The organism is Nocardioides sp. NPDC101246, assembly GCF_044767415.1.
Lineage (GTDB): Bacteria > Actinomycetota > Actinomycetes > Propionibacteriales > Nocardioidaceae > Nocardioides.
This window is the reverse complement of sequence record NZ_JBIWNX010000001.1, coordinates 289,140-311,255: the sequence shown is the minus strand read 5'-3', so window position 1 is coordinate 311,255 and position 22,116 is coordinate 289,140. Positions and strand designations below refer to the sequence as shown.

Genomic DNA, 22,116 nt, shown 5'->3' with positions numbered 1-22,116 from the left:
ATGAACTTGGAGCTCCTGTCTGCCCGCGATCCGGGCTGGACCGAGTGGGCAGACGTGATCGTGGTGGGCTCGGGGATCGCCGGACTGACCGCGGCACTACGGCTTAAGGACCAGGTCGAGCGGGTCGCCGTCGTCACCAAGGACGAGCTCAAGGCCGGGTCGACGCAATGGGCCCAGGGCGGCATCGCTGCGGCTCTCGGCGAGGGTGACACCCCGGCTCAGCACGAGGTCGACACCCTCGTGGCCGGCGCCGGTGCGTGCGACCTGGAGGCCGTACGCGTCCTGGTCGGCGAGGGCGCCGAGGCGGTCCGTGAGCTGATCGAGTGGGGCGCCGACTTCGACAAGGACCCCGACGGCAACCTGTCGCTCACCCGCGAGGGCGGCCACCGCCGCGACCGGATCGCGCATGCCGACGGCGACGCGACCGGCGCCGAGATCCAGCGTGCGCTGATGGAGGCGGTCCGGCGGGCCCCCGAGATCCTGGTCTTCGAGCACGCCATGGTCGTCGACCTGCTGACCGCCACCGACGGCGGCGTGGCCGGCCTGACCATCCACGTGATGGGCGAGGGCGACGCCGACGGCGTCGGGATCGTGCGTACGAGGGCTGTAGTCCTCGCCTCGGGCGGCCTCGGCCAGGTCTTCTCCCAGACCACCAACCCCGCCGTCGCCACCGCCGACGGGATGGCGATCGCGCTGCGGGCCGGTGCGACGCTGCGCGACCTGGAGTTCGTCCAGTTCCACCCCACCGTGATGTACCTCGGTGAAGACTCCCGCGGCCAGCAGCCGCTGATCTCCGAGGCCGTACGCGGCGAGGGCGCCTTCCTGGTGGACTGGGACGGGGCTCGGCTCATGGACGGTGTCCACGAGCTCCGCGACCTGGCTCCGCGCGACATCGTCTCCAAGGCGATCATGAAGCGGATGCTCGAGACCGGACACCCCAACATGTGGCTCGACGCCCGCCACCTCGGTCGTGAGTTCTGGGAGAAGCGGTTCCCCAACATCCTCGCCTCCTGCGAGCAGCACGGCGTCGACCCCTCCGTCGACCTGATCCCCGTCGCCCCGGCGTGCCACTACGCCTCCGGCGGCGTACGCACCGACCTGTGGGGCCGTTCGGACGTGCCCGGCCTCTACGCCACCGGCGAGGTCGCCTGCAGCGGCGTCCACGGCGCCAACCGGCTCGCCTCCAACTCGCTGCTCGAAGGGCTGGTCTTCTCGCGCCGGATCGCCGAGGTCCTGCCCGGCGAGCTGCGTCAGCTGGAGGATCCGGCCCCTGGTCTCGGTGCCGGGCGCCCGCTCGTCCCGGGCGCAGCGCTCAAGCAGCTGCAGGAGACGATGACGACCAAGGTCGGAGTCCTCCGCAACGCGACCGGCCTCGCCGAGGCGATCGACGAGCTCGAGCAGCTCGGTGACACCCCGGCGACCGAGATCGACCCGGCCGCCTGGGAGGCGACCAACCTGCTGACCGTCTCGCTCGCGCTGGCGAAGTCGGCGCTGCTGCGAGAGGAGACCCGCGGGTCCCACTGGCGCGAAGACTTCGCCGAGCGTGACGACGCCGGGTTCGCCGGCCATTTCGACCTGAGACTCCGGGACGGCGAGACTGTCGCCAGCTTCACCCCGGCCCCGGCGACAGACCCGAAGACCACAACCATGGCAGGAGCCTGATGACCATCCGACGCGTGCCCTTCGACGAGATCCCGCAGTCTCTGCGCGACGAGCTGACCAAGGCCGGCCTGGACGCCGGCGAGGTCTACGACGCCGTGGAACTCGCTCTCGACGAGGACCTGCCCACGTCCGCACCCGGTGAGATGCCCAGCGAGGACGTCACCTCGGTGGCGACCATCGCCCCCGACTCGACCGGGATCGGCGTCTTCGCCGCTCGGGAGGACGGCGTCGTGGCCGGCCTCGGCGTGGCCGAGCTCGTCTTCGCGTACGTCATGGGTGACTCCGTCACGGTCACCGACCGCGTCAAGGATGGCTCCAAGGTGAAGGCCGGGGACGTCATCATGCAGATCGCCGGGCCGACCCGCGGGCTGCTGACCGCGGAGCGTACGGCGCTCAACTACGCCTCCCACCTCTCCGGCGTCGCCACCGGTGTCGCGGCCTGGACCGAGGCCCTCGAGGGCACCGGCGCGCAGGTCCTCGACACCCGCAAGACGCTTCCGGGATTCAGGTCCCTGGAGAAGTACGCCGTGCGCTGCGGCGGTGGTGCCAACCACCGGATGTCGCTCTCCGACATGGCGCTGGTCAAGGACAACCACATCGTCGCCGCCGGTGGCGCGGTGCAGGCCTACGAGGCCGTGAAGTTCGCCTACCCGGACGTGCCGATCGAGGTCGAGGTGACCACGCTCGAGGAGCTCACCTCGCTGCTCGACGCCGGGTGCGGCCGGATCATGCTCGACAACATGTCGACCGCGACGATGAAGGAGGCCGTCGAGATCACCGCCGGACGTGCCGTGCTCGAGGCCTCCGGTGGACTGACCCTCGACCGGGCTCGCGAGGTCGCCGAGACCGGTGTCGACTATCTCTCCGTCGGTGCGCTGACCCACTCGGTGAAGGTCTTCGACATCGGCTTCGACCTGTCCGAGGGCTGAGGCGGCCCACCATGTCCCTGCTCGCCGTCAACATCGGCAACAGCCACACGGGTCTCGGGCTGATCGCCGATGGCGTGGTGTCCGCGGAGTGGAAGGTCTCCACGCTCGAGCACCGCACCGCCGACGAATGGTGGGCACTGCTGCGGGGGACCATGGGTGATTCGTTGGTGGCGGGCGTCTCCGGTGTCGTGGTGTGTGCGACGGTGCCCTCGGTCCTGCACGAGTGGCGCGAGATGCTCGCCCGCCATCTCGACTCGGTCGAGAGCGTCGTGGTCGAGCCGGGCGTACGCTCCGGCATCCCGATCCTCATGGACAACCCGCGCGAGGTCGGCACCGACCGGATCGCCAACGCCGTCGCGGCCGTGGCGCTCCACGGTGGTCCGGCGATCGTGGTCGACTTCCGTGGCACGGCGACGACCTTCGACGTGGTCAACGCCGCCGGACAGTACGTCGGTGGCGCGATCCTGCCCGGGATCGAGCTGTCGCTGGAGGCTCTGGGGCGGCGTGGTGCGCAGCTGCGCAAGGTCGAGCTCGCTCGCCCGCGGTCGGTGATCGCCAAGAACACGGTCGAGGCGCTGCAGTCCGGAATGGTCTACGGAGTCGCCGCGCAGGTCGAGGGTCTGGTCGCTCGGATCATCGCCGAGCTGGGTGTCTCCACCGACGAAGTGACGGTGATTGCGACCGGCTATCTGGCGGAGTTCGTTCTCGACGAGAGTAAATGTTTCTCGTTGCATTCTCCGTGGCTGACGATGCAAGGACTGGAACTCATATTCCAGCGAAATGCCATTCGTTAGTCATTTCAGTATGGCGACCTGTTGATTCATCCGGATCGTATGTAATGCTATGGGCATCTCGCTTTACGGCGATGGCGATATTCGACCCGTTTCCGGGTGAAGAGCAGTGAAGGTAGGAACATGGCTAAGAAGGTTCAGATCCTCCTCGAGGATGACATCGATGGCTCGGAAGCTGCGGAGACGGTGTCTTTTGCCCTGGACGGCACGTCCTACGAGATTGATCTCAGCGATGCCAATGCGGCAAAGCTTCGTGATTCTCTCGCGCTCTTCGTCGGTCACGCCCAGAAGGTGAGCGGCCGTCGCGGCAGTGCCAAGAAGGCGCCCGCCGCCGGTGGCTCGACCCCGAAGGTGATGCGCGAGTGGGGGAAGGCCAACGGTTACACCGTTCCCGACCGTGGTCGCATTCCGGCCGACGTCCGTGCGGCTTTCGAAGCGGCCCACTGACAAACTGGTCTGACCGCACCGAACGTCCGGCTGCCGCGCCCTCCGGGGCGCGGCAGCCGCCTTTGTGTGAGGTCGGCTCTGCAGAGGCGTCTGTCCGGCCTTCGGAACGCGTGTTCGCTCTCAGCGCACGGATCGCGTTGTGTTGTCGGGAACGCGTAGGCTGTCTGCGGGGTTGAATCTTGGTGACGCCCCAGAATTCTTAGGAGAGATGCGTACATGTTCGAGCGGTTCACTGACCGAGCCCGCCGGGTGGTCGTGCTGGCCCAGGAAGAGGCCCGCATGCTCTCCCACAACTACATCGGGACCGAGCACATCCTGCTCGGCCTGATCCACGAGGGCGAAGGCGTCGCTGCCAAGGCCCTCGAGTCCCTCGACATCTCGCTCGAGGCGGTGCGCAACCAGGTCGAGGAGATCATCGGCCAGGGCCAGCAGGCACCGTCCGGGCACATCCCGTTCACGCCGCGCGCCAAGAAGGTGCTCGAGCTGTCCCTGCGCGAGGCGCTGCAGCTCGGCCACTCCTACATCGGCACCGAGCACATCCTGCTCGGCCTCATCCGCGAGGGCGAGGGCGTCGCCGCCCAGGTGCTGCAGAAGCTCGGCGCCGACCTCAACCGGGTCCGCCAGCAGGTCATCCAGCTGCTCTCGGGATTCCAGGGCAAGGAGGGCCAGGCCGGCACCTCCGGCGCCACCGCGTCGACCGGCACGACCTCGACCGAGGCGCCGTCCTCCAGCCTCGTGCTCGACCAGTTCGGCCGCAACCTGACCCAGGACGCCCGCGAGGGCAAGCTCGACCCGATCATCGGTCGCGAAGGCCAGATCGAGCGCGTGATGCAGGTGCTCTCGCGGCGTACGAAGAACAACCCGGTCCTCATCGGCGAGCCCGGCGTCGGCAAGACGTCGATCGTCGAGGGGCTGGCCCAGGACATCGTCAAGGGCAACGTTCCCGAGACGCTGAAGGACAAGCAGATCTACACGCTCGACCTGGGCGCGCTGGTGGCGGGTTCGCGTTACCGCGGTGACTTCGAGGAGCGCCTGAAGAAGGTGCTCAAGGAGATCAAGACCCGCGGCGACATCGTGCTGTTCATCGACGAGATCCACACGCTCGTCGGTGCCGGTGCAGCCGAGGGCGCGATCGACGCGGCGAGCATCCTGAAGCCGATGCTGGCTCGCGGTGAGCTGCAGACCATCGGTGCGACGACGCTGGACGAATACCGGAAGTACCTCGAGAAGGACGCCGCTCTCGAGCGTCGTTTCCAGCCGATCCAGGTTCCGGAGCCGACGATCGCGGTCGCGATCGAGATGCTCAAGGGCATCCGCGACCGTTACGAGGCCCACCACCGGGTCACGATCACCGACGAGGCCCTGGTCGCCGCGGTCACCATGGCCGACCGCTACATCTCCGACCGGTTCCTGCCGGACAAGGCGATCGACCTGATCGACGAGGCCGGCTCGCGCCTGCGCATCCGCCGGATGACGGCCCCCGCCGACCTGCGGGAGTACGACGACAAGATCGCCGACGTGCGCCAGCGCAAGGAGGCCGCGATCGACGGCCAGGACTTCGAGGCGGCGGCCCGTCTGCGCGATGAGGAGAAGCAGCTCATCGCCAAGAAGGCCGAGCGTGAGAAGGCCTGGCGTGCCGGCGACATGGACGAGGTCGCCGAGGTGGATGAGGAGCTCATCGCCGAGGTCCTCGCCGTCGCGACCGGCATCCCGATCGTGCAGGTCAACGAGGAGGAGTCCGCGCGACTGCTGCGCATGGAGGACGAGCTCCACAAGCGCGTCATCGGCCAGGACGAGGCGGTCAAGGCCCTGTCCCGTGCCATCCGACGCACCCGTGCCGGTCTGAAGGACCCGAAGCGCCCCGGCGGTTCGTTCATCTTCGCCGGTCCGTCCGGTGTCGGTAAGACCTGGCTGTCCAAGACGCTCGCCGAGTTCCTCTTCGGCGACGAGGACGCGCTGATCCAGCTCGACATGTCGGAGTTCGGCGAGAAGCACACCGTCTCGCGGCTCTTCGGTTCGCCTCCGGGCTACGTCGGCTACGAGGAGGGTGGCCAGCTCACCGAGAAGGTGCGCCGCAAGCCGTTCTCCGTGGTCCTCTTCGACGAGGTCGAGAAGGCCCACCCGGACATCTTCAACTCGCTGCTGCAGATCCTGGAGGAAGGTCGCCTGACCGACTCCCAGGGCCGCGTGGTCGACTTCAAGAACACCGTCATCATCATGACCACCAACCTCGGCACGAGGGACATCGCGAAGTCGGTCAACCTGGGCTTCTCCCAGGCCAGCGACGCCGCGGGCTCCTACGACCGGATGAAGGCCAAGGTCTCCGACGAGCTCAAGCAGCACTTCCGGCCTGAGTTCCTCAACCGTGTCGACGAGGTCATCGTGTTCCCGCCGCTGTCGCAGGACCAGATCATCGCGATGGTCGACAACATGATCGCGGCCGTCGAGGTCCGTCTCAAGGACCGCGACATGGGCATCGAGCTCACCACGGCCGCGAAGAAGGTGCTCGCCCAGCGCGGCTTCGACCCGGTCCTGGGTGCTCGTCCGCTGCGCCGCACGGTCCAGCGCGAGCTCGAGGACGTACTCGCCGAGAAGATGCTCTACGGCGACATCGGCCCCGGCGAGATCGTGCTGGTCGACGTCGAAGGCGAGGGTCCTGCCGCGCAGTTCACCTTCACCGGCCAGAAGCGCTCCTCCATCCCGGACGTACCTCCGCTGGAAGGTGCGACCGTCTCCGATATCGAGCTCCCCGACCAGGACGAGCCGACGAACATCGAGAAGTCGAAGCCGGATTCCGAGTAGTCCGACAAAGCAACAAAGCAGCGCCCCGGCCGTAGCGGCCGGGGCGCTGCCTTTTCCGAGAAGGTCGAATTGGCGGCCGAGTCGTTAGTTGTGGAGGACGAAAGTAGAGTTTCGTCCGCCATTTCTGCGGTTTCGGCGGGTGGTTAGGGGAGGGCGAAGAAGTCTGGTTCCACCTCGGTGGCCAGGTTGTCTTTCAGGAGGCCTTCCAGGGCACGTTGCCGCTGGGTTTCGTCGGACCAGACGACGTCGAGACGGCTGCGGTGGACGGGGGAGTCGGCGTCGCGGAGAACGGCCATGAGGCGGCCGCGGCACTGGCGGTCGGTGCCGGCCCAGGTCTGGACCTTACGAGGAGGGCCGTCGTACGCCGGGTGGCCGGCGGCGCGCCAGGCGCACTGGTCGGCGACCGGGCATCGGGCGCAGGACGGGTTGGCCGCGGTGCAGACGAGGGCGCCGAGCTCCATGACCGCGACCGACCACGTCGCGGCGGTCGGCTCGTCCTGCGGGAGTACGCCGGCGGCGAGCTCGCGCTCGGCCTTGTTGACCGACTGTGCGGGGAACTCGACGCCGCCCAGCGTCCGGGCGAAGACGCGGCGTACGTTCGTGTCGAGGACCACGTGGCGCTTGCCATAGGCGAAGGTGGCGATCGCCGCCGCGGTGTAGTCGCCGACGCCCGGGAGCGCGATCAGCTCGTCATACATCGCCGGCACCTCGCCGCCGTGGTGCTCGACGATCGCGGTGGCGGCCGCGTGCAGCCGGAGCGCCCGACGCGGGTAGCCGAGGCGGCCCCAGGCGCGTACGGCCTCGCCGGTCGGCTCGGCGGCCAGGTCTGCCGGGGTCGGCCAGCGTTCCATCCAGGCCTCGTGGACCGGGAGCACGCGGGAGACCGGGGTCTGCTGGAGCATGAACTCGCTGACCATCACCGACCACGGTGTCGCGGTCGCGGAGCGCCAGGGGAGGTCGCGGGCGTTGGCGTCGTACCAGTCCAGGACGGCGTCGTGGAGAACTGTCACACCCAGATTGTGCCGTGCGACAGGTATTGCCACGGAGTGGCACCCCGAAACCTGCGCACCTGATCATTACGGTGTCGCCTATGGCCCGCTCGCGAAGGACTGGAGGACGGCTGCCGGCCTCGGTCTACTGGCGCCGGCGGCTGGCGGTGCTCAGCATCGTCCTGCTCCTGATCGTCGGGATCTCGCGGTTCTTCTTCAGCGGTTCCGATGGTGCGGACGACACCGCAACACCTGTGGCCGACGAACCCACGGCGACCGTGACGGTCACGCCGACGCCCAGTGCGAAGCCGTCGAAGGAAGCAGGCAACGCGGGCGGCGACAAGCCCGACAAGCCCAAGAAGCCGAAGAGCAGCGCGCCGCCGGAGCCGACCGGCGAGTGCGCACCCTCCGACATCATCGTCGAGCCGGCCGTCACCGACGCCTACTCCTACGACAACGTCACCATCCCGCTGCAGCTGCGCACCGTGAAGGCGTCTGCGTGCACCTGGAAGCTGTCCGCTGACGCGCTCCAGGTGCGGATCTCGCAGAAGGGCGGCGACCTGGTCTGGTCGACGGTCGACTGCCCCAAGGCTGTGCCGACCAGGGAGATCGTCGTACGCCGCGACGTCGTCACCACGCTGCCCCTGACCTGGAGCGGCCGACGTGTCGTCGCGGGCGAGTGCACCGGTCACGGCCCGTGGGTGAAGCCGAACTTCTTCGTGATCGTCGCCGCCGCCCTCGGTGGCGAACCGTCATCGGCCACCTTCGGCCTCTACAAGCCGGGCACCGCCCTGTCGCGTACGGAACCCGACTCCCCGGCCAACTAGACGCCGAGGCGTCACCCCCGTCGGCCGAGACGTCACCCCCGTCGGCCGAGGCGTCACTCGCGTCGGCCGAGACGCCACAGGCTGCCGACTCGGTCGACGTAACTGACGCTTCGACCGACGCAACTGCCGACTCGGCCGACGTAACTGCCGACTCGGCCGACGTAACTGCCGACTCGGCCGACCTGGCTGACGCCTCGGCAGGGTCAGACGTAGCGCTCGAGGATGGTGGACTCGGCGAGGCGGGAGAGGCCTTCGCGTACGGAGCGGGCGCGGAGCTCACCGACGCCTTCGACGGCCTGGAGGTCGTCGACGCTGGCGGAGAGGAGCTTCTGCAGGGTGCCGAAGTGGTCGACGAGGCGGTCGACGACGGCGGGTGGGAGGCGGGGGACCTTGGCGAGGAGGCGGTAGCCGCGCGGGGCTACGGCGCCGTCCAACGCGTCCGAGGTGGTCAGGCCCAGGACCCGGGCGGTGGCGGCGGGGTCGACGAGCTCGGCGGAGTTGAGCGCCTCGAGCTCGGCGAGCAGTTCCTCGGGCGAACGGGCGCGCCGGCCGCGGGGGAGGTAGTCGCGGATGACCATCTCGCGCTCAGCGTCGACGCCGGTGATGAGCTCCTCCAGCTGGAGGGACAGCAGCCGGCCGTCGGTGCCGAGCTCGAGCACGTAGTCCTCGATCTCGCGGGCGATGCGGGTGACCATCTCCAGGCGCTGGGCGACGACGGCCACGTCGCGCACGGTCACCAGGTCCTCGATCTCGAGCGCCGACAGGGTGGAGGCCACCTCGTCGAGGCGAAGCTTGTAGCGCTCCAGGGTCGCCAGAGCCTGGTTGGCGCGGGAGAGGATCTGGCCGGAGTCCTCCAGGACGTGGCGGGTCTCCCCGACGTACGCAGCGATGATCTGCATCGACTGGGACACCGAGATCACCGGGTGACCGGTCTGCTTCGCGACCCGGTCGGCGGTGCGGTGCCGGGTGCCGGTCTCGGTCGAGGGGATGGTGTGGTCGGGCATCAGGTGGACGGCAGCCTGCACGATGCGGCTCAGCGAGTCGTCGACGATGATCGCCCCGTCCATCTTGGCGAGCTCACGCAGGCCGGTGGAGGTGAACGGCACCTCGAGAGTGAAGCCACCGGTCGCTATCTCATCGACCATCTTGTCGTAGCCGAGCACGATCAGTGCGCCGGTGCGGCCGCGGAGAATCCGCTCGAGCCCGTCACGCAGCGGTGTTCCGGGCGCGATCAGAGCAAGCGTCTCGCGCAGTCGGATGGAGTCCGCGGTGCGGTCGGCGGGCACGGGATACCTTTCGGAGTGGGATGGGGCGATTCTAGCCGTGGATCCAACCGTAACGCCGAGAACGTTCGGCCACGAGTCACCAAGCCGATCACACCAAGCGCAGGAATTCCAGCGCAGCACTGATGCTGTGCACCTCAAAGACACGCATCCCGTCGACTTCGCGCTCATTGGGGCGGTTGGGCACCGGTGCCCCTGGGTCGGCAGGGACGACGGCGACGGTGAACCCGAGCCGCGCCGCCTCGGAGAGTCGCTGGTCGAGATCTCGCACCCGACGCAGCTCGCCGGCGAGACCGATCTCGCCGAGCGCGACCACCCCGCGTGGCGTCGGTGTGCCGGTGTGGCTCGAGGCGACCGCGAGCGCCATCGCCAGGTCGGCGGCCGGGTCGCTGATCCGGGCCCCGCCGACGGTCGAGGCGAACACGTCGCGACCGGAGAGGCCGACCTTCGCGTGGCGTTGCAGCACGGCGAGGATCATCGCGAGCCGGGAGCCGTCCAACCCCGAGGTCGTGCGCTTCGCCCGCTCCTCCGCGCCCAGCACGGTCAGCGCCTGGATCTCGGCGAGCAGCGGCCGGCGACCCTCCATCGTCACGGTGACGCACGTGCCGGGGACCGAGACGTGATGGGTCTCCACGAAGAGTCCCGAGGGGTCGGTGACCGCCACGATGCCGTCGGAGGACAGGTCGAAGCAGCCCACCTCGTCGACCGGGCCGAAGCGGTTCTTCATCGCCCGCACCATCCGGAACCGTGAGTCGCGCGCGCCCTCGAAGTGGAGGACCACGTCGACCAGGTGCTCCAGCACCCGCGGCCCGGCGATCGCCCCGTCCTTGGTCACGTGGCCGACCACGACGGTCGTGATGTTGCGGGTCTTGGCCACCCGGATCAACGCCGCCGCCACCTCGCGCACCTGGGTCACCCCACCGGGAACGCCTTCGACACCGGACGCGCCGATGGTCTGCACGGAGTCGACCACGATCAGGTCGGGCCGGGTCTCCTCGATGTGGGTGAGCACGGCACCGAGATCCGTCTCGGCGGCGAGGTAGAGCTCGTCCTGGATCGCGTTGGTCCGATCGGCCCGGAGGCGCACCTGCGAGGCGGACTCCTCGCCGGTCACGTACAGCGCCCGGCGCCCGTAGCGCGCGGTCTGCGCCGCCACCTCCAGCAGCAGCGTCGACTTCCCGACGCCCGGCTCGCCGGCAAGCAGGATCGCCGCTCCCGGCACCAGCCCGCCGCCGAGGACCCGGTCGAGCTCCGGCACTCCCGACGTACGCCGCTCCGACTCGGTCACCGACACGGTCCCGATCGGCACCGCCGCGGTCGAGACGGGGGCCGCCTGCGTACGTCCGATCGGGGTGGCCGCCTCGGCGACCGAACCCCACGCTTGGCACTCGCCACAGCGACCGACCCACTTCCCGGTCTCCCATCCGCACTCGGAGCAGCGGTAGGTGGCGCGTTTGGACGAACGAGCGGTAGCCATGGCCAGCAACCTAGAGCACGGCACCGACATTCGAGCCTGCGTCCCCGCGAGGTACGAGCGGGGGCGCAACGGGAGAAGGTCGAGCGAGCGCAGCCGGGTGAGCGAAGCGAACCCGCGAAGCGGGTCGAGACCCGGGTAGGTTTCGAGGATCGTCCCCACCGAGCGGGTCGAGACCGATATAGGGGCGAAAGCATCCCAAGCGACCGGCAGTCGTTACCATGGCTTGGAACGATCCAGAGTTCCACGTCGGCATCAAGGGAGGCAGAGCGTGGCGGTGCCGCGTTCCGGCGGTCATATTTCGGCCGCTCCGCCGACGCTGGCGGACGTCGCTGAGCTGGCCGGCGTGTCCCGCCAGACGGTCTCCAACGCGGTCAACAACCCCGATCTGCTGCGCGCCGACACCTTGGCCAGGGTGCAGGACGCGATCGACAAGCTGGGCTACCAGCCCAACCGCGCCGCCCGGAGCCTCCGGACCAGAGCGAGCCACCTGATCGGCCTGCGGATGCCCGCCCTCCAGGAGGGCACGGCCAACGCGATGATGGACCGGTTCGTGCACACCTTCGTCGAGGCCGCGGCCGAGACCGGCTACCACGTACTCCTCTTCTACGGTGACCCCGCCGACCCGCTCGACGGCTACGACGAGCTGCTCCGGTCGACCGCGGTCGACGCGTTCGTCGTGACCGACACCCACCTCGGCGGCCAGCAGACGACCTGGCTGCAGTCGCGGCGTGCCCGGTTCGTCTCCTTCGGGCGTCCGTGGACCCAGCCCGACGCCAAGCATCCCTGGGTCGACGTCGACCTCGCCTACGGCGCCGAGATCGCCACCGAGCACCTGATCGAGCGCGGTCACTCGAAGATCGCCTGGATCGGCTGGCACAAGGACTCGCTCCTCGGTGAGGAGAGAAGAAGCGGCTGGATCCACGCGATGCACACCCACGGCCTCTCGACCACCGGCCTGGCCTCGCGCACCGAGGACTCGATCGGCTCCGGCAAGGCCGCCGCCGACGCGATCCTCGACGAGACCGAGCCCACCGCGCTCGTCTGCGCCTCCGACACGCTCGCGATGGGCGTGCTCCACGCGCTCTTCGAGCGGCGGCTGCGGCTCGGCGAGGACATCGCGGTCGTCGGCTTCGACGACTCCCAGGTCGCTCAGACGGTGCCGCCGGGCATCACGTCCGTACGTCCTCCACTGGAGGAGGCCGCGCGCGAGCTGGTCAAGGCGCTCGAGGAGCTGCTCGCCACCCCGTCCTACGCCGCGCCCGGGGTGATGCTGAAACCCGTCCTGACGGTGCGAGGGTCTTCATAGAAGCGCCGATCCGCGCGACGATGGCGTCATGGGAACTGAGAACATCGTCGTCATCGGTGCTGGTCTCGCAGCGGTCAGCGCCATCGAAACCCTCCGCGACGAGGGGTACGCCGGCCGCCTGACCCTGGTGGGGAAGGAGCCGGAGCTGCCCTACGAACGACCACAGCTCTCCAAGGACTTCCTCTCCGGCGCCAAGGAGTTCAAGCTCTCCCACGACGAGGCGTGGTTCGCCGAGAAGGACGTCACCGTCCTCACCGGCACCACCGCGACCGCCCTGAACCTGGACGCTGGGACCGTCACGCTCGACAACGGCGATGAGCTGTCCTTCGGCACGCTGCTCCTGGCGACCGGCGCCGAGCCGAAGACGCCGCCGATCCCCGGCATCGAGAATGCGACGACCCTCCGCACCGTCGAGGACGCCCGCCGCCTCAAGGACGCGATCGATCCCGGCACCAGGGTCGTCGCTGTCGGTGGCGGCTGGATCGGGCTCGAGGTCGCCGCGTCGGTGACCGCGCTAGGCGGGAAGGCGGTCGTGCTCGAGGCGGCCGCGCAGCCGCTCCTCAACGTCCTCGGCCCGGTCCTCGCCGAGCACGTCGCCGACCTCCACGTCCGCCACGGCGTCGAGATCCACACCGGGACGACCGTCGAGTCGATCGAGCCGGGAGCCGTACGCACCAGCGAAGGCGAGATCCCCGCCGACATCGTCCTGGTCGCCGTCGGTGCGGCACCGGCCACGGAGTTGGCCGCTGACGCCGGCCTCGAGGTCGGCGACGGCATCGTGGTCGACGAGCGGCTGCGTACGTCTGACCCTCGGGTCTTCGCGGCGGGCGACGTCGCGCTCGCGAAGCACACAGTGCTCGGCCCGCTGCGGGTCGAGCACTGGGACAACGCGATCAAGCAGGGCCGGCTGGCGGCCCGGTCGATGCTGGGCCAGGACGGCGCCTACGACTGGCAGCCCTACTTCTTCACCGACCAGTTCGAGTTCTCGATGGAGTACGTCGGCCGTTCCGCGCCCGAGGACGAGGTGCTGCTCCGCGGTAACACCGAGGGTGACGAGTTCATCGCCTACTGGCGGCGCGGTGCGACCGTCACCGCCGGGATGAACGTCGGGATCTGGGACGTCAACGACAGGCTCCGCGAGCTGGTCGGGACCGATGCCGATCCCGACCAGCTCACCGATATGTCCTGAACCGCTAGGTCCTGGTCAGCGGATCAGAAGCACTGCGAGGCGCTGTGGAACACGCTCGACTGGATGCCGAGGTGGATGTGGTCGCTGTGGTCGGGGTAGCCCGGCCCGAGCACCTGCGGGAACGACTGGCGTGAGGCACGCCCGATGCCGCACATGGTCGTCGCGCTACTGCCGGGCACCAGATCCATGGCCCGGCCATAGAGATGGTTGCTGTTGGAGGCGCCGCCGACGGCGTCGTTGCACGCCCTCGAGCGGTAGGCCGAGGTCACCCGCAGCGGGTTGTCGCCGAGCCGGTGCCGGATGGCCTCGGCCCGCCACATCGCCTGCATGAGGTTGGCCTTGACCTGGGCGACCGTCACCCCGGAGATCGGCGTGGGCCAGCCGCCGTAGCAGACGTCGTCGACCTCGCTCCAGGCGAAGTGGATCGGGGTGCAGTCGTCGTCCTGGAGCGCGTAGATCTTGTTGAACGTGTTCGTCCCCGCGACCCCGTCGGCCGAGAGGCCGTAGGCGGCCTGGAAGTTGCGGACCGCGGTGGTCGTCGCCGGGCCGTAGGACCCGTCGATCGAGAAGATCGTGCCGGAGGCCGCCCATCCGGCGACGCGGATCTGCAGCTGGGTGACCGCGTTGCCCGTGGCCCCCTGCTGCAGGGTGCCGCTCCAGGTGTAGCAGGCGTCGGCGTGGGCGGGGGCGGCCGTGGAGGTGATGGCGACCAGGCTGGTCGCCAACGTGACGAGGAGAGAACCGATGACCGTGCCGAGGCGACGCCCGGGACGTGATGTGAGGCGCATCTGTGGAGCTCCTTATCTTTCCGAGAGGTCCGAGAGGACCCGAGTCGCTCCCTAGAGTGGCCTTCTTTGACGTCGTGTACTTGGATTTCGCGTGAATGTAATCACCAGGGAATGGGGCCGGCGTCCTCGAAGTAACCGCCGGTCGGGCCGTCGTCGGGCAGTGTCGCGAGGCTGATCGCGATCCGGGCGCCCTCCTCGGGAGTGCGTACGCCGCGGAAGCCGTTCAGGTCGGTGGCCACGAACCCGGGGCAGCCGAGGTTGATCAGGATGTTCGTGTCACGCAGCTCCTTGGCGTACTGGATCGTGACGGCGTTGAGGTAGGTCTTCGTCGGGCTGTACGCCCCCGAGATCGGCCCCACGGCCAGCGGGTCGTCCGACGCCGTCTGCCGGGCGAGGGAGCCGACGCCGCTGGACATGTTGACGATCCGCGGCGAGGCGGAGCGCCGGAGCAGCGGCAGCATCGCGTTGATGACCCGGACCACCCCGAAGACGTTGGTCTCGACCGCGACCCGCATCTGGTCGATCGAGACCTCGGTCGGGTTCTGCGGCATGCCGCCGGTGACACCGGCGTTGTTGACGAGTACGTCCAGGCGGCCGTGCTCCTCCTCGATCAGCCGGGCCGCGGCCTCGACACCGGCGTCGTCGGTCACGTCCAGCGGCACCCCGAAGGCGTCGACGCCGTTCGCCCGCAGCTTCTCCACCGCGGCCTCCCTGCGGCCGTCGTCGCGGGCGCCGACGCCGACCTTCCAGCCGCGTGCGCCGAGGCCCACGGCGATCTCGTAGCCGATTCCCTTGTTGGCGCCGGTGACCAGCGCGATCGTCTTTTCGCTCATGTCTCCAGCCTGGCCAGCGACCGCGGAACACTCCAATATCACCTCGGTGGCCGCCTATACCGATCAGGTATGTTTCCTGGTCGGAGTAGGGTTGAAGCCATGGAGACCCGGGAGCTTCGCTACTTCGTCGCGGTCGCCGAGGAGCTGCACTTCAGCCGTGCGGCGGCGCGTCTGGGGATCGCCCAACCGCCGCTGTCGCGCGCGATCAGCCAGCTCGAGCGGCGCCTCGGTGGGCCGCTGCTGGAGCGCAACAGCCGCGGCGTCTCGCTGACCGATGCGGGTCGGGTGCTCCTGGCCGAGGCCCGGGCCGCGCTCGACGCGGTCGAGGCCGCCGAGCGCCGCACCCGCAGGGCCGCGGGCAGCGACGACGAGCCCGGGCTGGTCCTCGTCTCGAAGGCAGGCGCCGCGACCGAGCTGCTGACCAAGCTGCTGGACGCGTACGCCGCCGAGCCCGGCTCGGTGAAGGTCGAGGTCACCCTCTGCGGCATCGGAGAGCAGGGGCCGCACCTGCGCGACGGCCGCGCCGACGTGGCTCTGCTGCACCGACCGTTCGACTCGACCGACGGGCTCGACAGCGAGGACCTGCTCACCGAGGGCCAGGTCGCCGTGCTGCCCTCCAATCACCCGTGGGCGACCCGTTCACACCTGCGGCTGGCCGACCTCGACGACATCCCCGACGTCCCGCCGATGCGCTGGCCCTCGGGCGGTGACACGGCCGGCGGTCCCGGTCCGGAGGTCCGCGACTCGACGCAGCTCTACCAGCTGATCGGGCTCGGCCGGGCGTACGCGATCCTGCCGGAGTCCGCGCGTGCCGAGCAGCACCACGGCATCGCCACCGTCCCGGTCCTGGACGCTCCCGAGGTCACCACGGTCATCGCCTGGCCGCCGCACAGCCGCTCGCTCGCCCTGGCCGCCCTCGTCCGGACCGCGACCCGGCTCTAGCCCTGCTGATCAGAAGGTCTTCCACCAGAGGTTGACGGCGTAGTCGACGTACGTCCCCTCGTGCTCGGCCAGGATCGTGGCGGCCGTGGTGGGGTCGAACTCGATGCGTACGACCGCCTCCAGGTCCGCGCGGGAGGCGAACGACCAGTCCATCTCGACCGGGACCCGCGTCCAGCCGTGCATCGACCAGAACCGCTCCTGCTCCTCCGGCGGCGGGACCTTCGGGTAGCCGCGGCGGAACCAGGCGCCGAAGCTCGACCGGGAGCCGTCGTTGTCGATCACCATCGCCACGCCGCCGCGGCGCATCACCCGGTCGAGCTCGCCGAGCCCGGGCTCGGAGCCCGGACCGAAGAAGTAGGCCCAGCGGGCGTGCATCACGTCGACGGAGGCCGACGGCAGCGGGAGCTGTTGCGCGATCCCGTTGTGGACGGTGACGTTCGGGAGTCGCTTCGTACGCCGCCGGGCCAACGTCACCAGATCCGGATGGGGCTCGATCCCGGTGACGCTGCGGGCGGTCTCGGCGAACTTCGGCAGGTAGAAACCGGTCCCGCAGCCCAGGTCGAGCACGTCGCGCCCGGCCCACGGCGCGGTCTCGGCCATGGCAGCCCAGAGCCGCCCGTGCGGGTCGAGGGCGCGGTTCTCGATCTCGTACGTCGCGGTGTGGTTCCAGATGTTGGGGCTCGGGATCGCTCCCGTCGCCCCCGGCAGGTCGAGCCTGGTCAGATCCGGACCTCGCCGCGCGGCGTCACGAACTTCGCGGCCAGCAGGCCGGGGGTGCCGTGCTCGGCGACCCAGTCGATGTGGACGTTCTCGGCGGGCTTGCCGGTCCACGGGTCGACCCGCTCCTTCAGCTCATCGCCGAGGTAGTCCTTGACCCGCTCGGGGTCGCCGGAGATCTCCAGGTCGGTGAGGGTGATGTCGGAGCCGGCGTTGCCGGGGTGGAGGTCGGGGGTCTCCCACTTGATGAAGTAGGGGAGCTGCGGGTCGGCGATCAGGCCGTTGATGCCGATCTGCTGCCAGTGGAGCTCGCGGCCGTCGGGGAGGTGACGGTTGCCGGGGACCGCCTTGCGGCCGAGCCGCTCCTCGATCGGGGTCATGTCGTCGACGCCGATCACGAAGCCGATCCAGCCGCCACCGAGGGCCGAGCGGGCCTTGACGGCCTGCCCGAACGGGGCCTTGTCGCTGGCCGGGTGCTCGAGTGCCTCGACGACCTCGAGGTAGAGGCCGCCACGCATCGGGAGGATGTAGTTGCGGGTGCCGAAGCGGGGGTGGACGCCGCCGTCGACGAACTCCTGGCCGAGCAGCTCGCCGAGCTGCTTGGCGGTCTGTACCAAGCCATCGGGTCCTGCAGCGTACGAAACATGGTCCAGGCGCATGTAACGATTCTGAACTCTCGCTGAGAGGGAGACCAATCCAGGGTCACTATCTCTTGATGTCGAGAGAAACACCATCCTGCGAGTCGCCTTGCGTCCTCCAGACTTTGGTGCCAAGAATGTTACTACCAAAATTGGCACTAACATTACTGGGCCTGTGACAGGGAGTCGCCGTGACATTCGTTGGCAGGGATCGGGAGCTGTCGATTCTCAACAAGCACTTGGACCGGGTGCGCCGTGGTCGCCGGCTCGACAAGGGGGTCGCCGTGATCATCCGCGGCCGTCGACGGGTTGGGAAGTCGCGTCTCGCCGGAGAGTTCGTACGCCGCGCCGGACTGCCTCATCTGCACTTCCAGGCGTCCAGGAATGCCCCACAGATCGAGGAGTTGAGTCATCTCCGGGACGTGGCCGCCGCCTCGGACCTACCGAATGCCTCCGCGGTGCCCGAGGCTGCTCCGACCACCTTGACCGCGGCGCTGCAACTGCTTGCCCTCGCGATCCCCGACGACTCGCCGTCGATCGTCGTGATCGACGAGTTGCCGTGGCTCCTCGAAGGTTTCGCAGGCGGATCAGGGGAGCTTCAACGGGTCTGGGACCACACACTCTCGCGTAAGCCGGTTCTGCTCCTGCTCCTCGGGAGCGATCTGGCGATGATGGAGAACCTGACGCGACACGACCAGCCGTTCCACGGCAGGGCTGTGGAGCTGGTGCTCGGCGCGCTCAATCCCCGCGAGATCGCCGAGTTCACCGGGACGAGCGGAGTCGATGCCTTCGATGCTCACCTGGTGACGGGCGGTCAGCCGCTCGTGGCCGAAACGTGGGAGGCAGGGATGAATCTGGCGGACTTCCTGCGCGATCAATACGAGGACTCCACGACCGCCATGGTCGTCAATGGGCTTCGGATCCTGGACTCTGAGTTCAGCGAGACCTCGCTGGCGCGCCGGGTACTCACCGCGATCGGGGGCCGCGGGGAACGCACGTTCACGGCGATCCAGCAGGCAGTGTCCGGGGCTGATCCGATCTCGTCGACCTCGTTGACGCGCACGCTCGGGATGCTTCGGGACAAGCGAGTCGTCGCTGCCGACGAGCCGCTTTCGATGAAGTCGTCGACCAAAGACCGCCGCTATCGGATCGACGATCCCGCGCTGCGGTTCTGGCTTGCCTATGTCGAGCCGCATCTCGGCGCGATCGACGCGGGTCGTGGCGACATCGGTCAGGCGGCGGCGGTACGTGACTTCTCGCGGTGGCGCGGTCGAGCCATCGAGCCGGTCGTCCGCGAGGCCGTCTGGCGGCTGATGCCGGGAAGTGCCTGGTCGCAGGTGACCGAGGTCGGCGGTTGGTGGCCGCGTACGAATCGTCCCGAGATCGACCTCGTCGGCGCCGATGCCCGTCCGGCCAAGAACATCGGTTTCGTCGGCACCATCAAGTGGCGGCCGGACAAGCCCCTCACTGCCCGCGACGCCGCTCAGTTGCAGGCCGATGCGCTGTCGATTCCGGGTGTTGAGCCCGGCGTAACCGCGGTCGGAGTGTGCCCGGCCGGAGCCGAAGGTGGCGTCCTGGACCATGTGTGGACCGCTGCCGATCTGCTCGAGGCCTGGGCCTGACCTCTTCAGGCCGTCAGTGTGGGGAGGCCGGGTGGAGGGCCAGGGCGGACCTCGACCGGACGTGCGCCTCGCAGTGGCGGACGAGCTCGGCGTACGCCGCCTTGCCCATCAGCTCGGTCAGCTCGGCCGCGTTGGTGAGGTAGACGGGTTCGACGGCGACGTGGGCCTCGGTGTTGCCGGAGCAGTACCAGTCCAGGTCGTGGCCTCCCGGGCCCCAGCCGCGCCGGTCGTACTCGGTGATCGTCACCTCGGTGTAGGTCGTCCCGTCGGTGAGCTCGACGTCACGGAACGTACGCCGGATCGGCAGCTGCCAGCACACGTCCGGCTTCGTCTCGAAGTGCTCGCGGCCCTCGGCCTGCGCGAGGATGTGGAGGGCGCATCCGGCTCCGCCGGCGAAGTCCGGCCGGTTGGCCAGGACGCAGGACTCCTGCCCACGAAACTCCGTTACGCGGGTCTTCCGCTCGCCGTCCTCGTCGAGCTCGACCCAGTCGTCGGTCTCCACCTCGCGCCCCGGGTGCTGCTCCCAGATCTCCGGCGTCAGCTTGCCGACGAACCCCGCCGTCCGCGCCTCGTCCTCCTCGTCCGCGAAGTGCGCCCCCAGCGTGCAGCACCCCACGTCCGGCGAGCTCTTGAACATCCCCGGGCAGCCGTCGCCGAAGATGCAGGAGTACGCCGACGTCAACCAGGTCAGGTCACATCGCATCCGCTCGTCGGTGTCGTCGGGATTGACGAACTCCACCCACGCACGCGGGAAATCCAGGGGTACCTCGGGCACCTCGCAAGCCTACGTTGTCGATCGACGCCCCGATGCTCAGGCGACGCCCCACGGACGCAGCTTCTCGGGGTTGCGTACGGCCCAGATGCGGGTGATGCGGCCGTCGGCGATGTCGAAGGCGTAGACGGAGACGGTGGTGCCGTCGAGCTCGCCGATCAGGCCGGGCTGGCCGTTGACCTCGCACTCCCGCAGGGTCACCGCCGGGGCGCGGGAGGCGATCTCCATCCAGGCGCCGGCGATCTGCTCGGCGCCGCTGATCGGCTCGAGGAAGGCCAGGGCCAGGCCGCCGCCGTCGGCGGTCGCGACCGCCTGCGGGTCGAGCAGGCTGACGAGGGCCTCGATGTCGTGGGCCTCCCACGCCTGCTTGAAGCTCCGGACGAGATCCTCCCGCTCGGTGCTGGAGTGGTCGCGCGAGGTGTCGATGCGGCGGCGTGCCTGGGAGGCGAGCTGGCGGCAGGCGGCCGGGGTGCGCCCGACGACGTCGGCGATCTCGTTGAAGGTGTAGCGGAAGATGTCGTGCAGGACGAAGGAGACCCGCTCGGCGGGGGTCATCGAGTCGAGGACCACCAGGAACGCCATGCTGACCGACTCGTCGAGGGTGACCCGGTCGGCGGGATCGGCCGGAGCGGAGCCGTCGAGCCAGCCGCCGGGCACCGGCTCCGGGATCCAGTCGCCGACGTACTGCTCGCGCCGAGCGCGCGCCGAGCCGAGCAGATCGAGGCAGATCCGGCTGGCGACGGTCGTCATCCAGGCGCCGGGGTTCTCGATCGCGTCCCGTTGCCGATCGGAGAGGGCGTACCAGCGGGTGTAGGTCTCCTGCGTCACGTCCTCGGCCTCGGCGAGCGAGCCGAGCAGGCGGTAGGCGAGGTTGATCAGCTGGCGGCGTTCGCCGATCACCTCGGAGAGGTGCGGGTCGGTCATGGCGGCTCCTTCGGTCTGCATGTCTACAACCGATCCGACGAAACAGCGACCCGATCTGTGAGACCCGCCTGACATTCCGTACGCCTGCTTCGTCGGAGGGACAACAGACCCACGACAGCTTCAAGGAGTCCGGAACATGATCAGGATCGGCATCATCCTCGGCAGCACCCGTCCCAACCGCAACGGCCCGCAGGTCGCTCACTGGGTCCATGATCTCGCCTCGCGCCGTGACGACGCGACCTTCGAGCTCATCGACCTGCGCGACCATCCGCTCCCGCACCTGGACGAGCCCGTGCCGCCGATGTTCGGGCCCTCGGCCAACCAGCACACCCGCGACTGGGCCGAGCGGATCGCCCCGTTCGACGGGTTCGTGATCGTGACCCCGGAGTACAACGGCGGCATGCCCGGGGTGCTGAAGAACGCCATCGACCACGCCTGTGCGGAGTGGACGAACAAGGCGGTCGGGTTCGTCTCGTACGGGGTCAGCGGCGGCGCTCGCGCGGTCGCCCAGCTGCGTACGGTGTGTGGCACGCTGGGCATGGCCGATGTGAGCCGTCCGGTGGAGCTCTCGCTGTTCACCGACTTCGAGAACCACGCCACCTTCGTGCCCGGCGACCGGCACGCAGTCGCGCTGACCGCCACGCTCGACCAGGTCGTCTCGTGGAGCACCGCGCTCGCGCCGCTGCGTGAGGACATCCTCGTCGGGGCCGAGGCAGGTCGGTCATGAGCGCGGTCGAGGAGGCCGCGATCCGGCAGCAGATCGGGAAGGTCATCGAGGGGCTGCGCGCCAAGGACCTCGACGTCCTCCGGGAGCCGTACGCCCCCGACGTCGTCTCCTTCGACGTCGAGCCGCCGCTCCAGCACGTCGGGATCGAGGCGAAGCTCGCGAACTGGGCGAGGGTCTTCGAGGTCTTCGAGAAGGTGGACTACGAGCTCCGGGACCTGACCCTCACCATCGGTGGGGACGTCGCGTTCGGGTACGCCTTCGGCCGGCTCAGCGGAACCATGAAGAACGGGGTCGCGACGACCGGGATGTGGGTCCGGGTCACCTACGGGCTGCGCCGGATCGACGGCACCTGGAGGATCGTCCACGACCAGGTCTCGGTGCCGTTCGACATCCTCAGTGGCAACGGGGTGACCGACCTCGAACCGTGACGGAGATGACGTCTCGGCGATTC

General features: G+C 69.1%; 21 protein-coding genes. 12 read left to right on the top strand and 9 right to left on the bottom strand.

The window, feature by feature from the left end; all coding sequences use genetic code 11:
• The 5 genes from ACIRON_RS01460 to ACIRON_RS01440 all read left to right on the top strand — a co-directional run bounded on the left by ACIRON_RS01460 (window position 1) and on the right by ACIRON_RS01440 (window position 6,631).
• A complete protein-coding gene (locus ACIRON_RS01460) occupies window positions 1-1,662 on the top strand; it encodes an L-aspartate oxidase (protein WP_402987997.1) in 1,662 nt (553 codons plus the stop codon).
• Entirely contained in the window at window positions 1,662-2,591 is a 930-nt protein-coding gene (gene nadC, locus ACIRON_RS01455) for a carboxylating nicotinate-nucleotide diphosphorylase (protein ID WP_402987994.1), read from the top strand. The genes ACIRON_RS01460 and nadC overlap by 1 nt, the downstream gene beginning before the upstream one ends.
• Before the next feature lie 11 nt (window positions 2,592-2,602).
• Entirely contained in the window at window positions 2,603-3,385 is a 783-nt protein-coding gene (locus tag ACIRON_RS01450) for a type III pantothenate kinase (protein ID WP_402987991.1), read from the top strand.
• A 120-nt stretch (window positions 3,386-3,505) separates the two neighbouring features.
• Window positions 3,506-3,829 (top strand): Lsr2 family protein, encoded by a 324-nt coding sequence (locus ACIRON_RS01445; RefSeq protein ID WP_402987988.1) that lies wholly within the window; start codon window positions 3,506-3,508, stop codon window positions 3,827-3,829.
• A gap of 216 nt (window positions 3,830-4,045) precedes the next feature.
• Window positions 4,046-6,631, top strand: a complete 2,586-nt coding sequence (locus ACIRON_RS01440) for an ATP-dependent Clp protease ATP-binding subunit (RefSeq protein WP_402987985.1) — start codon at window positions 4,046-4,048, stop codon at window positions 6,629-6,631.
• A 143-nt stretch (window positions 6,632-6,774) separates the two neighbouring features.
• On the opposite strand, the gene ACIRON_RS01435 is transcribed toward ACIRON_RS01440, so the two are convergent.
• Window positions 6,775-7,647, bottom strand: coding sequence for an A/G-specific adenine glycosylase (locus ACIRON_RS01435; protein ID WP_402988810.1), 873 nt, complete (start codon window positions 7,645-7,647; stop codon window positions 6,775-6,777).
• A gap of 74 nt (window positions 7,648-7,721) precedes the next feature.
• On the opposite strand from ACIRON_RS01435, the gene ACIRON_RS01430 reads away from it, so the two are divergent.
• A complete protein-coding gene (locus ACIRON_RS01430; RefSeq protein WP_402987983.1) occupies window positions 7,722-8,447 on the top strand; it encodes a hypothetical protein in 726 nt (241 codons plus the stop codon).
• Window positions 8,448-8,650: 203 nt separating this feature from the next.
• On the opposite strand, the gene disA is transcribed toward ACIRON_RS01430, so the two are convergent.
• Window positions 8,651-9,733, bottom strand: a complete 1,083-nt coding sequence (gene disA, locus ACIRON_RS01425; protein ID WP_402987980.1) for a DNA integrity scanning diadenylate cyclase DisA — start codon at window positions 9,731-9,733, stop codon at window positions 8,651-8,653.
• Window positions 9,734-9,821: 88 nt separating this feature from the next.
• Window positions 9,822-11,207: a DNA repair protein RadA gene (gene radA, locus ACIRON_RS01420; RefSeq protein ID WP_091045006.1), complete on the bottom strand. Its 1,386-nt coding sequence runs from the start codon at window positions 11,205-11,207 to the stop codon at window positions 9,822-9,824.
• Window positions 11,208-11,475: 268 nt separating this feature from the next.
• Between radA and ACIRON_RS01415 the strand changes: the two genes are divergently transcribed.
• Together ACIRON_RS01415 and ACIRON_RS01410 are read left to right on the top strand one after the other, a co-directional pair.
• Window positions 11,476-12,513 (top strand): LacI family DNA-binding transcriptional regulator, encoded by a 1,038-nt coding sequence (locus ACIRON_RS01415; RefSeq protein ID WP_402987977.1) that lies wholly within the window; start codon window positions 11,476-11,478, stop codon window positions 12,511-12,513.
• A gap of 28 nt (window positions 12,514-12,541) precedes the next feature.
• A complete protein-coding gene (locus ACIRON_RS01410) occupies window positions 12,542-13,702 on the top strand; it encodes an NAD(P)/FAD-dependent oxidoreductase (RefSeq protein WP_402987975.1) in 1,161 nt (386 codons plus the stop codon).
• A gap of 23 nt (window positions 13,703-13,725) precedes the next feature.
• Here ACIRON_RS01410 and ACIRON_RS01405 read toward each other — a convergent pair whose 3' ends face one another.
• Both ACIRON_RS01405 and ACIRON_RS01400 read right to left on the bottom strand, forming a co-directional pair.
• A complete protein-coding gene (locus tag ACIRON_RS01405; RefSeq protein ID WP_402987973.1) occupies window positions 13,726-14,490 on the bottom strand; it encodes a D-Ala-D-Ala carboxypeptidase family metallohydrolase in 765 nt (254 codons plus the stop codon).
• A gap of 101 nt (window positions 14,491-14,591) precedes the next feature.
• Window positions 14,592-15,323 (bottom strand): SDR family oxidoreductase, encoded by a 732-nt coding sequence (locus tag ACIRON_RS01400; protein ID WP_402987970.1) that lies wholly within the window; start codon window positions 15,321-15,323, stop codon window positions 14,592-14,594.
• Window positions 15,324-15,422: 99 nt separating this feature from the next.
• On the opposite strand from ACIRON_RS01400, the gene ACIRON_RS01395 reads away from it, so the two are divergent.
• The gene (locus ACIRON_RS01395; RefSeq protein WP_402987968.1) at window positions 15,423-16,265 is read left to right on the top strand and encodes a LysR family transcriptional regulator; all 843 of its coding nucleotides are present in this window, start codon (window positions 15,423-15,425) and stop codon (window positions 16,263-16,265) included.
• A 9-nt stretch (window positions 16,266-16,274) separates the two neighbouring features.
• On the opposite strand, the gene ACIRON_RS01390 is transcribed toward ACIRON_RS01395, so the two are convergent.
• Together ACIRON_RS01390 and ACIRON_RS01385 are read right to left on the bottom strand one after the other, a co-directional pair.
• A complete protein-coding gene (locus ACIRON_RS01390; protein ID WP_402987966.1) occupies window positions 16,275-17,096 on the bottom strand; it encodes a class I SAM-dependent methyltransferase in 822 nt (273 codons plus the stop codon).
• Window positions 16,985-17,641 carry a VOC family protein gene (locus ACIRON_RS01385; protein ID WP_091045019.1) on the bottom strand — a complete coding sequence of 219 codons (657 nt, stop codon included), beginning with the start codon at window positions 17,639-17,641 and terminating at the stop codon, window positions 16,985-16,987. Before ACIRON_RS01385 ends, ACIRON_RS01390 begins: the two co-directional genes overlap by 112 nt.
• A gap of 170 nt (window positions 17,642-17,811) precedes the next feature.
• On the opposite strand from ACIRON_RS01385, the gene ACIRON_RS01380 reads away from it, so the two are divergent.
• Window positions 17,812-19,242, top strand: coding sequence for an ATP-binding protein (locus tag ACIRON_RS01380; protein WP_402987963.1), 1,431 nt, complete (start codon window positions 17,812-17,814; stop codon window positions 19,240-19,242).
• 13 nt (window positions 19,243-19,255) lie between these two features.
• On the opposite strand, the gene ACIRON_RS01375 is transcribed toward ACIRON_RS01380, so the two are convergent.
• A complete protein-coding gene (locus tag ACIRON_RS01375) occupies window positions 19,256-20,017 on the bottom strand; it encodes a hypothetical protein (protein ID WP_402987961.1) in 762 nt (253 codons plus the stop codon).
• Window positions 20,018-20,053: 36 nt separating this feature from the next.
• Window positions 20,054-20,938, bottom strand: coding sequence for an RNA polymerase sigma factor SigJ (gene sigJ / locus ACIRON_RS01370; protein WP_402987959.1), 885 nt, complete (start codon window positions 20,936-20,938; stop codon window positions 20,054-20,056).
• 136 nt (window positions 20,939-21,074) lie between these two features.
• On the opposite strand from sigJ, the gene ACIRON_RS01365 reads away from it, so the two are divergent.
• Complete coding sequence (locus tag ACIRON_RS01365; protein ID WP_402987957.1) at window positions 21,075-21,665, top strand: NADPH-dependent FMN reductase; 591 nt, start codon at window positions 21,075-21,077, stop codon at window positions 21,663-21,665.
• On the top strand, window positions 21,662-22,093 hold the full coding sequence (locus ACIRON_RS01360; protein ID WP_402987955.1) for a YybH family protein: 432 nt from the start codon (window positions 21,662-21,664) through the stop codon (window positions 22,091-22,093). The genes ACIRON_RS01365 and ACIRON_RS01360 overlap by 4 nt, the downstream gene beginning before the upstream one ends.
• Window positions 22,094-22,116: the final 23 nt, after the last annotated feature.

Bases quoted from the DNA above. Each gene is read 5' to 3' on its own strand.
- ACIRON_RS01460 (WP_402987997.1), top strand. From the start codon at position 1: ATGAACTTGGAGCTCCTGTCTGCCCGCGATCCGGGCTGGACCGAGTGG.
- nadC (WP_402987994.1), top strand. From the start codon at position 1,662: ATGACCATCCGACGCGTGCCCTTCGACGAGATCCCGCAGTCTCTGCGC.
- ACIRON_RS01450 (WP_402987991.1), top strand. From the start codon at position 2,603: ATGTCCCTGCTCGCCGTCAACATCGGCAACAGCCACACGGGTCTCGGG.
- ACIRON_RS01445 (WP_402987988.1), top strand. From the start codon at position 3,506: ATGGCTAAGAAGGTTCAGATCCTCCTCGAGGATGACATCGATGGCTCG.
- ACIRON_RS01440 (WP_402987985.1), top strand. From the start codon at position 4,046: ATGTTCGAGCGGTTCACTGACCGAGCCCGCCGGGTGGTCGTGCTGGCC.
- ACIRON_RS01430 (WP_402987983.1), top strand. From the start codon at position 7,722: ATGGCCCGCTCGCGAAGGACTGGAGGACGGCTGCCGGCCTCGGTCTAC.
- radA (WP_091045006.1), bottom strand. From the start codon at position 11,207: ATGGCTACCGCTCGTTCGTCCAAACGCGCCACCTACCGCTGCTCCGAG.
- ACIRON_RS01410 (WP_402987975.1), top strand. From the start codon at position 12,542: ATGGGAACTGAGAACATCGTCGTCATCGGTGCTGGTCTCGCAGCGGTC.
- ACIRON_RS01405 (WP_402987973.1), bottom strand. From the start codon at position 14,490: ATGCGCCTCACATCACGTCCCGGGCGTCGCCTCGGCACGGTCATCGGT.
- ACIRON_RS01400 (WP_402987970.1), bottom strand. From the start codon at position 15,323: ATGAGCGAAAAGACGATCGCGCTGGTCACCGGCGCCAACAAGGGAATC.
- ACIRON_RS01395 (WP_402987968.1), top strand. From the start codon at position 15,423: ATGGAGACCCGGGAGCTTCGCTACTTCGTCGCGGTCGCCGAGGAGCTG.
- ACIRON_RS01385 (WP_091045019.1), bottom strand. From the start codon at position 17,641: ATGCGCCTGGACCATGTTTCGTACGCTGCAGGACCCGATGGCTTGGTA.
- sigJ (WP_402987959.1), bottom strand. From the start codon at position 20,938: ATGACCGACCCGCACCTCTCCGAGGTGATCGGCGAACGCCGCCAGCTG.
- ACIRON_RS01365 (WP_402987957.1), top strand. From the start codon at position 21,075: ATGATCAGGATCGGCATCATCCTCGGCAGCACCCGTCCCAACCGCAAC.
- ACIRON_RS01360 (WP_402987955.1), top strand. From the start codon at position 21,662: ATGAGCGCGGTCGAGGAGGCCGCGATCCGGCAGCAGATCGGGAAGGTC.